8 protein-coding genes are annotated in these 10,412 nt (G+C 65.0%); 1 reads left to right on the forward strand and 7 read right to left on the reverse strand.

The window, feature by feature from the left end:
* Positions 1-72: 72 nt before the first annotated feature.
* The 7 genes from HX807_RS25555 to HX807_RS25585 all read right to left on the reverse strand — a co-directional run bounded on the left by HX807_RS25555 (position 73) and on the right by HX807_RS25585 (position 9,074).
* Positions 73-1,215, reverse strand: coding sequence for an LLM class flavin-dependent oxidoreductase (locus tag HX807_RS25555; RefSeq protein WP_003218626.1), 1,143 nt, complete (start codon positions 1,213-1,215; stop codon positions 73-75).
* Positions 1,205-2,197: an LLM class flavin-dependent oxidoreductase gene (locus HX807_RS25560; protein ID WP_177051482.1), complete on the reverse strand. Its 993-nt coding sequence runs from the start codon at positions 2,195-2,197 to the stop codon at positions 1,205-1,207. Before HX807_RS25560 ends, HX807_RS25555 begins: the two co-directional genes overlap by 11 nt.
* Before the next feature lie 159 nt (positions 2,198-2,356).
* A complete protein-coding gene (locus HX807_RS25565) occupies positions 2,357-3,343 on the reverse strand; it encodes an LLM class flavin-dependent oxidoreductase (protein ID WP_177051484.1) in 987 nt (328 codons plus the stop codon).
* Positions 3,340-4,329: an LLM class flavin-dependent oxidoreductase gene (locus HX807_RS25570; protein WP_177048862.1), complete on the reverse strand. Its 990-nt coding sequence runs from the start codon at positions 4,327-4,329 to the stop codon at positions 3,340-3,342. The genes HX807_RS25565 and HX807_RS25570 overlap by 4 nt, the downstream gene beginning before the upstream one ends.
* On the reverse strand, positions 4,326-5,243 hold the full coding sequence (locus tag HX807_RS25575; protein WP_003218619.1) for a 5'/3'-nucleotidase SurE: 918 nt from the start codon (positions 5,241-5,243) through the stop codon (positions 4,326-4,328). Before HX807_RS25575 ends, HX807_RS25570 begins: the two co-directional genes overlap by 4 nt.
* Complete coding sequence (locus HX807_RS25580) at positions 5,240-6,577, reverse strand: LLM class flavin-dependent oxidoreductase (protein ID WP_177051486.1); 1,338 nt, start codon at positions 6,575-6,577, stop codon at positions 5,240-5,242. The genes HX807_RS25575 and HX807_RS25580 overlap by 4 nt, the downstream gene beginning before the upstream one ends.
* Before the next feature lie 58 nt (positions 6,578-6,635).
* A complete protein-coding gene (locus tag HX807_RS25585; RefSeq protein WP_003218616.1) occupies positions 6,636-9,074 on the reverse strand; it encodes a TonB-dependent siderophore receptor in 2,439 nt (812 codons plus the stop codon).
* Positions 9,075-9,380: 306 nt separating this feature from the next.
* Between HX807_RS25585 and HX807_RS25590 the strand changes: the two genes are divergently transcribed.
* Positions 9,381-10,373 carry a P1 family peptidase gene (locus HX807_RS25590; RefSeq protein ID WP_003218615.1) on the forward strand — a complete coding sequence of 331 codons (993 nt, stop codon included), beginning with the start codon at positions 9,381-9,383 and terminating at the stop codon, positions 10,371-10,373.
* Positions 10,374-10,412 lie beyond the last annotated feature (39 nt).

Raw genomic sequence — 10,412 nt, forward strand, 5'->3', positions numbered from 1 at the left:
GCCGGTAGGCCGCTGTAAGAGCGGAACCAATATCAGCCGTTACCCAAATAACGGATATGTACACCGCTCTGGTCAACCCCGACCCACCTCAACATCCCTCCCCGAAGCCCCAATCCTGCGCAACAAAGGCAACACCTCCGCCCCCACATGAATCGACTCTTCCAGATGCGGAAACCCCGAGAGAATAAAGCTGTCCACCCCAAGCTGGTGATACTCCTCGATCCGCTCCGCCACCCGCTCATAACTCCCCACCAGCGCCGTCCCGGCCCCGCCCCGTACCAGGCCCACACCGGCCCAGAGGTTGGCCGAAACCTCCAGCTCCCGCGCCCCACGCCCACGGCCTTTCATCAACTCGGTCTGGCGACTCTGCCCCACCGATTCATACTTGGCCATCTGCCGCTGCGCCTGGTCAATGGCGTCCTTGGGTATCTCCTCCAACAGCCGCTCCACATGCGCCCAGGCCGCCTCGTCAGTGCGATCGGCAAAGATGTGCAAGCGCAACCCAAAGCGCAACGTCCGCCCCTGCATCGCGGCCAACTCACGCATCCGCAGCACCCGCTCGGCAATCATCGCCGGCGGCTCACACCACATCAGGTACGTCTGCCCATGGGCAGCCCCCACCTGCTCGGCAGCCTCGGAGGCACCCCCAAAATAGATCGCCGGCACCTCGGCCCCAGGCGCCACCGGCGTGTTGATCCCACTGCGGTAGTAGCGCCCCGGATGCGCCGGCTGCTTGCCAGCCCACACCGCCTGGAACACCTGCAAAAACTCCGCAGTACGCGCATAACGCTCATCGTGTTCGAGAAAGTCCCCCAACGAACGCTGCTCAAAACGGCTGGACCCCGTCACCACATGCAACGCCAGGCGATTCTCGCTGAGCAATTGCAAGGTCGCCGCACGGTGGGCGGTATAGGCCGGCAGCTCCATGCCTGGTCGCAACGTCAGGAGGAATTTAAGCCGTCGCACCTCCTGGGCCAGCACCGCGGTAATCAGCCACGGATCCTCGAAACCGCTGGCGGTGGGCACCATGATCCCGTCGAACCCGGCCTGTTCGGTAGCCCGCACGATCTGGCGCAGGTAATCGAGGGTGGGGGCACGTTCGCCTTGCTGGAACAGCCCGACCTTGGGCAGGCCGCTGCTGGTGAGGTGGCGACCGTCGCCATTGGTGGGCAGGAACCAGTCGAGCTGGATCGGGGGGCGAACCTCAGTGTTCATGGTGCAGGCGCTCCTTGCGCAGGCCGTGTTGAAAAAGCAGCGGCAGGATCTGTTCACCAAAGCGCAGCACTTCGCCGACCGCCGGGCCGCCTTGCAGGATGATGTGGCCAAGGCCCAGGCCGTGCAGTTCCTGCAGGCGCGTGGCGATTTGGCGGGGCGTGCCCACCAGGATCAACGGTTGGCCAGGGTGCAGTCGCAGCAGGTTCGGGTGGATCTCCCACTGGCGCAACGGGTGACGGTCGCGGGGCACGGTGGCGATGCGGTGGTTGGGCAGGTCCTGGGTCGGCAGCAGGGCGGCGGCAGTTTCCCAGGCCAGGTCCTCGCTGTCGCCGATGACCAAGCCGAAGGTACAGGCAAAGGCCAGGCCCGGCTGAAGCTGGCGCCAGCGTTGTATTTCCTGGTCCAGCCACTGCGGATGCCCAGGCCGCAACAGGCAGACCTGGGCGTGGCCAGCCACCAGCGCGTGGCTTTGGCTGTCGTCCAGCACCAGTGGCGGCGCGGGCAGTTCGCGGCGGGCGACGCCGGCGTTTTCCAGTTGGAAATAGCGGCCTTGATAATCCAGGCCGCCGTCATTCGGTGCCAGCAGTTGTTGGAGAATCTCCAGGTATTCGCCGATGCGTTCGCTGCGCTGGTCGCGGTTCAGCCATTCGCCAAACGCACTGCGCAGGCTGCCTTGTTCGCCGTCGGGCAAGTGCAGGCGCACCCGGTGGCTGCTGATCGATTGCAGGCTTTGCAGGGTGGTGGCCAGGGCCGCCGGCAGCATGACTTCCGGCGGTACGCTCACCGACAATTGCACCCGGCGGGTGTGGGCGCACAACGCCGCCGCCACCCCGAGGCTGTCGGCACACAGCGCGCCGCCGGGGATCCACAGGCCGTCGATGCCGGCGTATTCCACCGCCTGGGCCAGCTGGATCCACTGCCCCGGCCGCGCCGCCCAGTCGGGGGTACAGAGGGGCATCAACCAACTGAATTCAAGGGGCATACACGGGCTCCATAGTTTGGTATCAGCATCACGCGTCGTCGTAGCAGCTGTCGAGCCCCGGCGAGGCTGCGTTCGCGGTGTATCTGACACACCGCTACGCAGCCTCGTTTCACTCGACAGCTGCTACGGGAGCTGACGCTTTCAGGGCGTTTGATCATCCTACTCTCGTCCTCGCCATCCGAGGGCCGGGGCGATGTCCCGGGCGATGATTTCCAGGCGCTTGAGGATCTGCGCCTGGGTCGAGCTTTCGGCCTGGACCACGGCGATCACGTAGTCAGCATAGGGCAGCAGGGACGGGTCCTGTTGCAGGCTGGCGATCACTTCGTCGGGATGGCCGTGGTGCACGTTCATCAGGCGCAGGTGCTCCTGCAGGTCCACGGCTTGATCGATCAGGCCTTCGCGTTGCAGGCGCGGGATGTGGCGCTCGATATCCACCGCCAGTTCCGCTTGGGCACTGGCGCGATCCGTTGCCGGGAAAATTGCCCGCACCACGCCGATTCTCGGTGGGCGATCGGTGCGGGTCCAGGCATTCAAGTAGGCATCGGCCAGGGGTTTTTGCACCGTCAGCGGATCGTGGGTGGCGGTGCCCAGCAGCAAGCCGTTGCCCTGGCTGGCGGTGTATGCCGCGCCTTCGAGGCTGCCGTGGGAGTGCCACAAGCGGCTGCTCAAGCCGGTTGCTGGCGGTTGCAGGGTCAGCGCGCTGTGGGGCGTCAATGGCTCGCCGTCGAGTAACTGCTGGACCTGCTGCTGGTGGTCGCTGAAATCGACCTGGCGTTGCACGGCATCACGGCCAAACGCGCTGAAATTGTCGAGGTTGGCGCCGCCGCTGCCCAGGCCCAATTGCACCCGGCCGCCGCTGAGTGCATCGAGCACACTGGCGTCTTCCGCCAGGCGGATCGGGTCTTCGAAAGGCAGCACGATCACCCCGGTGCCCAGTTCGATATGCCGGGTTCGCTCGGCCACCGCCGCCAGCAATACCAGCGGCGACGGTAGCCGGCCAAAGCCGTTGCTCAGGTGGTGCTGGGCAATCCAGCCACCGTCGAAACCGAGGGCCTCGGCGACTTCGAATTGTTCGATCAGGTCGCGGTAGACCTGCTGTGGATCGTCGCCAAAGGCGTGGCTGAGAAAGCCCAGTTTGAAGCTCATGTCAGGGTTCCTTGGGGCAGTGTCGGTTGCCAGCCCAGGGCCGGGGCGATCTGTTCGCGGATGATTTCCAGGGCACGGATCGCCTCCCGCAGCGGGGTGCTGGCGGTCTGTACTTGCAGCACCAGGTGGTCGTTGGCCGTCAGGCTCGGCCCTTGCTGCAACTGCTCGATGATCTGCTCGACCGGGCCGTGCAGGATGCCGAGGCGCCTGAGGGTGGCGTCGAAATCATCATCCACCGGCGCCTTGTACACGCCGATGCTCTGTTGGCGTTGCACGTAGGCCTGGATATCGTTGCGCGTGGCGGCGTCCGGGTTCGGGATCAGCGCCTGTACCCGGGTGACACGGGGCGGGGTGCCGTTGTCACCGGTCCAGGCGTTGCGATAGCGCTTGACCAGTTCTACCCCGGCTTCGGGCGGCAGGTGCGGGTTGGGCGCCATGATCAGGCCGTGGCCGCGCTCGGCCACCCGTTCCACCCGTGAGGTGGCTTCCCAGATTCGCTGCCCAAGGCCGGCTGCCCGTGGCAACAGGCGCGAGCCGCTGTCGGTCAGGGGGGCGTTGCCCAGGGCATGGATCAACTGTTGCAGGTGCTGCTCATAATCGCGGTGGCGCGCCTCAGGCTCACGACCGAATGCGGTGAACGTGTCGGGATCAAAACCCGCACCCAGGCCCAGCTCCAGCCGGCCATTGCTCAACAGGTCCAGCACCGAGGCGTCTTCCGCCAGGCGCAGCGGCGCTTCCTGGGGCAACACGATAATCCCGGTGCCCAGGCTGATCCGCCGGGTGCGCTGGGCGATGGCGGCAAGCAATACCAGGGGCGAGGGCAGGCGGCCGTTTTCGCTGGCGAAGTGGTGCTGCGCCACCCAGCCACTGTCAAAGCCCAGCTCTTCGGCGACCTTGAACAACTCCACGGTGTCGCGGTAGACCTTGGGCTCGAAGCCGGGGCTGTAGACCCGGCTGAGAAACCCCAGGGAAAAACGCGAACTCATGGCTGCACCTCGCGGGCCAGTTGTTTTTGCAGGGCGGGGCCGGCGTTGATCGACTCCGGCAGGCCGCTGAACGGGCTGATGGTCAGGTAACCCTTGTTGAGCCATACCGCCTCATCCTGCTTCTGCTGCTCGGCGGTGGCGGCGGGGCTGTATTGGAAGCCGATGCCGGGTTTGCCCGGCAGTTTGAATTGCTTGAGGTCGTCGGTGTACACCGCTTCAAAACCCACGTAGCTGCCGATGCGGGTGAGTTTCACGCCCTTGATCCGTGGGTCTTTTGGCAGGTTGATATTCAGGCCCAGGCCCTTGGGCAAGAGCGCGCCGTCGGGCTGGCGATGCTGGTCCAGGGCATTGACCAGCTTCGCCACCAGTTGCGCCGCGCGTTGTGGGTCTGCCTCCTTCAAATCGGTGCTGACTGCCAGCGCCGGAATGCCCGCCTGCACCGCGACACTGGCGACGTTGAACGTGCCGGAAGCGCTGTTGATCGCCCCCAGGTTATTCCCGGGGTTGGGGCCGACGATCACCAGGTCGGGGTGGGGCATGACTTTTTTCAGGCCCATCAGCAGGGCCATTACCGGCGTACCGCTGATTTCGATCTGCACGTCTTTGCCGGCGCATTCGGGGCTCTGGCACACGCCGTTTTCAGTGGTGCTGATGTAGTAACTGTCGGGGTAGGCCGGGTCGTCGTCATGGCCAACGGTGACTTCGCGACCAAAGAAAAACGCACCGCCCCGTGCGCTCTGGTCGGCCTGCGGTGCGGCAATCCGCACCGTATGCCCCTGGGCCTTGAGCTCGGTGTACAGGGCGCGAATATTGGGGTGCTGATAACCGTCGTCGTTGCTCAGCAAAATGTTCAGGGCAAAGGCCTTCGAGACGAACAGGCTGCCGACTGCCAGCATCCATGCGCTGCGCTTCATGGTGTGACTCCCTGGGTAAAGCGATTGGCCGGGCGCGGCAGGCCGAGGTTTTCCCGCAGGGTGGTGCCTTCGTATTCGGTGCGGAACAGCCCGCGTTGCTGCAGCAGTGGAATCACCTGCTCGACGAACAGGTCGATGCCGCCCGGGAAGTACGGGAAGAACACGTTAAACCCGTCACAGGCACGGGCTTCGAACCACTGCTCGAAGAAGTCGGCAATGTCTTCGGCGGTGCCGATTACCGGGTTGCCGGCGGTCAGGTGCAGGTACAGCTGGCGGATGCTCAGGTTCTGGCTGCGGGCCAGTTCCAGCAGTTTGTCGCGACGGCTGCCGCGCTGGCCTACCGGGGTTTCCGGCAGCGGGCCGTCGAGGTCGTAGCCCGACAGGTCGATGTCATCGCCCAGGGTGTCGGCCAGGAAGCGCAGGCCCAGCACCGGGTCCACCAGGGCCTGGAACTCTTCGAACAGCGCCTGGGCCTGTTCGCGGGTTTCGCCGATAAACGGGGTGACACCGGGCAGGATCTTGATGTGGTCGGGGTCACGGCCAAAGGCGGCGGCGCGTTGCTTGATGTCTTGATAGAAAGCCTGGGCGCCGGCCAGGTCATGGTTGACCGCAAAAATCAGCTCGGCAACGCGGGCGGCGAGGGCCTTGCCGGGTTCCGACGCACCGGCCTGCACCAGAACCGGATGGCCCTGTGGAGGGCGGGCGACGTTGAGTGGGCCACGTACGGAAAAATGTTCGCCGCGATGATTCAGGGTGTGCAGTTTGGCCGGGTCGAAATACTCCCCGCTGGCCTTGTCGCGGGTGAAGGCGTCGTCGTCCCAGCTGTCCCACAGGCCCTTGACCACATCGTGGAATTCTTCGGCGCGCTGGTAGCGGTCGCCATGGTCGATATGGGTTTCGCGGCCGAAGTTCCAGGCCTCATCCGAGATCACCGAGGTCACCAGGTTCCAGGCGGCGCGCCCCTTGGACAGATGATCGAGGGAGGCGAACTTGCGGGCGATATGGTACGGCTCGTTGTAGCTGGTGGTGGCGGTGGCGATCAGGCCGATGTTGCTGGTGACGGCTGCCAAAGCGGCCATCAGGGTCAAGGGTTCGAAGTGTTCGGCGCGGGCAGTGCGGCTGAGGGCGTCATGATGATGGCCCCACAGGGCGACCACGTCGGCGACGAACAAGGCGTCGAATTTGCCGCGTTCGGCGGTTTGCGCGATGTGTTTGAAGTGCTCGAAATCCAGGCTGGCATCCGCCTGGGCCAGGGGATGGCGCCAGGCCGATACATGGTGGCCGCTGTTGGCCAGGAAGGCCCCCAGCTTGAGTTGATCGGTACGTCGGGTCATGGGCAGGCTCCCGCAAAAGGTCAGGCGCAGGGCCGGCGAACCGGCCCCGCGGGCTGGGTCAGAAGGCGTACGTCACGCCGGTGTACCAATAGCCACCGGTGGTGCCGTAAGGCGAAAAGGTACCGTACGGGAAGCCGCCGGAACTGCTTACCAGGTCGGTGCGTTTCGGGTACTTGTTGAACAGGTTGTTGGCCCCCGCATTCAGGGTCACGGCCTTGGTCAGGTGGTAGTCGATGTTCAGGTCAGTGATCCAGGTCGGCGCGAAGTTACGGTCGTAGATCTCGGCGGTGCCGTACTCGGTGTAGGAGCCGTAGCGGGTCAGGTTGAGGCTGGTTTCAACCTTGTCGTAGGTCCAGGTGGTGCCCAGCAGCAGCTTGGATTGCGGCAAGCCGTACTTGAGGTTGCCCTGGCGCTGGCGGTCATAGCCACCGTCCGGGCCGAGGGCCTGGGCGGCCACGGTCGAGGCGTGGATCGAGTCGATCTGGGTGGTGTTCCAGTTGAAGCCGGCGCTGTATTTCAGGCTGCCATAGGCACCGATGTCCTGGCGGTAGTCGCCCACCAGGTCGACGCCGCGGGTGGTGGTGTCGAGGGCGTTGGTGAAGTAGGTCACCGCCTGGTTCGGGTTGAGCCCGGCGGCGGCGAGGATCGCGCTGATTTGCGGCGTGCCGCCCAGGTAACCGGTCTGGGCGATGCGGTCCTTGATCACGATCTGGTAGGCATCCAGGGTGATGTTGGTGTTGTCAGTGGGTTGCAGGGTCAGCCCGATGCTGTAGTTGGTCGACTTTTCAGGCTTGAGGGTGGTCGCGCCCAGGGCCTTGGCCACATCGGAGTTCACCGCCACGTTGCGGTAGTCGAACAGTTGCCCGTTGACGCTGGTTTGCGAGGTGGAGCTGTAGATCTGCTGGGCCAGGGACGGTGCGCGGAACCCGGTGCTGACGGTGCCGCGCAAGGCCAGGATCGGGGTCAGCTGGTAGCGGGTGGAGAACTTGCCGTTGGTGGTGGTGCCCGAGCCGTCGTTGTAGTGCTCGTAGCGCCCGGCCAGGTCCACGTGCCATTTGTCGGTGAGGTCCTGGCCGATCTCGCCGTAGCCCGCGAGGCTGATGCGGCTTTTTTCGGCGGCGTCGGCCGGGGTGGTACCGGCACCGGAAATGGTCCCGGGTGGAATGATCGCGCCGTTGGCACCGGTGTCGAACGGCCCGCTGGCGTAGGAGGCGAGGTCACCCTTGCCGATCTTGTAGTCTTCGTAGCGCTGTTCCAGGCCCCAGGAAATCTGCGTCGGCTTGTACAGGCCGAGGTCGAAGGCGCGGGTCAGGTCGAGGTTGTTGGTCCACTGGCTGAAGGTTTTTACGCCGGTGTCGACCGAGGTCGGTGAGTTCGGGCCGTAGCTCAGGTTGTAGGTGTCGGTGAGGGTGGCCCGGGCATGGTCCTGGCCGTAGGTGCTCGACAGGTCATAGTCCCAGCCGGCGGCCTGGCCCTTGCCGCCAAACGCCACCTGGAAGTCGTCTTCGATGAAGCGCAGGTTGTCTTCGATACCTTCCGGGTAAGGGGTCTGGATGCCGTTGAACGACGGAGGCTGGTGGAATGCCAGGGGCTTTTCCGAGTTGCGGTGGGTGTAGGTTGAGAACGAGTACAGGGTCAGCGCGTCGGCGACCGGCAGCTCGGCGTTGTAGCCGAGGCTGAAGTTCTTCGCCTCGGGCAAGCCGGTGCCGTAGTAGGTGTGGCGTTGGCTGGTGTTGCCGGCACTGTCGGTGTACGGCGCCGCATCGGAACGGTCCGAGACGTCCTGTTTCTTCACGTCCAGGGCGAGGTTGATGAAACCGTCGTTGGGCAGGGCCAGGCCGACATTGCCGGTTTGACGCACGGTTTCGCCATCGCCGTTTTCATAGTTCTGGCCGTAGGTGGTGGACAAGCTGCCGCCGTGGTCGGTTTGCTTGAGCACGATGTTGATCACGCCGCCGATGGCGTCCGACCCGTATTGCGCCGAGGCGCCGTCACGCAGGACTTCGATGTGATCCACCAGGGCGGTGGGGATCATGTCCAGGTCCACCGGTTGCGAGCCGGAGTTGAGGGAGGTGGCGTTGTTCAGCAGCGCGCTGTTGTGGCGGCGCTTGCCGTTGACCAGCACCAGCACCTGGTCGCCGTTCAAGCCGCGCAGGCTGATGGGGCGCACGATCGAGGTCGAACCGAAGCCCGACGAGGCCGGCTGGTTGAGGGACGGCAGCACCTTGCTCAAGGCACGGGTCAGGTCGCCCTGGCCGGTGGCGAGCAACTGCTTGGAAGAAATCACGTCCACCGGCGCCGGGCTGTCGGCCAGGGTGCGGGCCTGGCCACGGTTGCCGATGACCACGACGGTGTCCAGGGGGTTGTCGCTGGCCGGGGCGTCGGCGGCGAGGGTCAGGCTGCTATAGCTGACGGCCTCGCACACGGCGAGGAACAACAGGGTATGGGCGAAAGCCTTGCCGGGTTGGCGGCGGCCGGCGGCGCGTGATGGATTCATGATGTGCAACACTCCAGTGTGGTTAGGCAACGGGCCTTGTTCGAGGACGGCTTGTTAAGTTCAAGCTCTGGTGGAGGCAGGAGAGCAAAGGCTGTGCCATCGCTGAAAAGTCTTGGATAACAAGGAGTTGTTGGAGGGTTTGCGGGGCGGCTGGTGTTTTTCTAACAGGCGGAAGGGCAGGGTGTTGGTTTTTGTGCAGGGGATTTTTTCGCGAAGCTGCTAGCGTACGCTGGGCCGGGGGAGCGCCTCCTTGGCACACCCCTTGCTCTCCCCACGCCATACCTAAACCCAAGGAAGCTTTTCTGTATGCCTAGACCTGGCCCGCGCAACGCCCTCACTGATATTCCCGGCCTGGAGGTTGGCCACGCCACAGACCTGTACGCCGACACCGGCGTCACGGTGATCCGCCCGGATGGTTTCTGGACTGCCAGTATCGACATTCGCGGTGGAGGCCCAGGTGGTCGCGAAACCGCGGCGCTGGAGCCGGAGAACATGGTGGGCCAGCTGCACGCGCTGGTGTTTGCCGGTGGCTCGGTGTTTGGCCTGGCGGCGGCGGATGCGGTGGCGGCGAAGTTGTCCCAGGACCAGGTGGGGTTGCATTTGAAGCCGGGTGCGCCGGCGATTCCTATCGTGCCGGCGGCGGTGTTGCATGATTTGGCCAATGGCGGGGACAAGGATTGGGGCCTGGAGCCACCTTACCGGCGGCTGGGGTTTGAGGCGCTGGCCAATGCCGGTCCGGAGTTTGAGCTGGGCTCTGTCGGGGCCGGGCGTGGGGCCATGGCCGGGGTGCTGAAAGGCGGGCTGGGGACGGCGTCCCTGGATTTGGGCGATGGGTTGGTGGTTGCCGCGTTGGTGGTGGCTAACCCGATTGGTTCGGTCTACATGCCGGATGGCGAGACGTTCTGGGCGTGGCCCTGGGAGGTGGCGGGGGAGTTTGGTGGGGCGCGGCCGGTGACGGAGATGGATTGCAGTGATCCGATGCCGGAGTTGTCGCGGCTGGATTCCATGGGGCGTCTGCAAGCGGGGGCCAATACCACGCTGGTGGTGGTGGCGAGTACGGCGCGGTTGACGGTGGCGGAGTGCAAGCGGGTGGCGATCATGGCGCAGGACGGGATTGCCCGGGCGGTGCGGCCGGCGCATTTGCCGTTTGATGGGGATACGGTTTTTGCGTTGGCTTCGGGGGCAGTGGAGGTGGCGGATGGGCCTCGGCGGCAGGTGGAGATTGGGCGGATTGGGTCGGCGGCGGCTGATTGTGTGGCTCGGTCGATTGCTCGGGGGGTGTTTGCTGCGCGGGGTTAGGGTGGGGTGTATATCCGTTACTCCGCGGGCCGCCGCGAC

It is taken from the genome of Pseudomonas sp. D8002, from assembly GCF_013385695.1.
In the GTDB taxonomy this organism is placed as follows: Bacteria; Pseudomonadota; Gammaproteobacteria; order Pseudomonadales; family Pseudomonadaceae; genus Aquipseudomonas.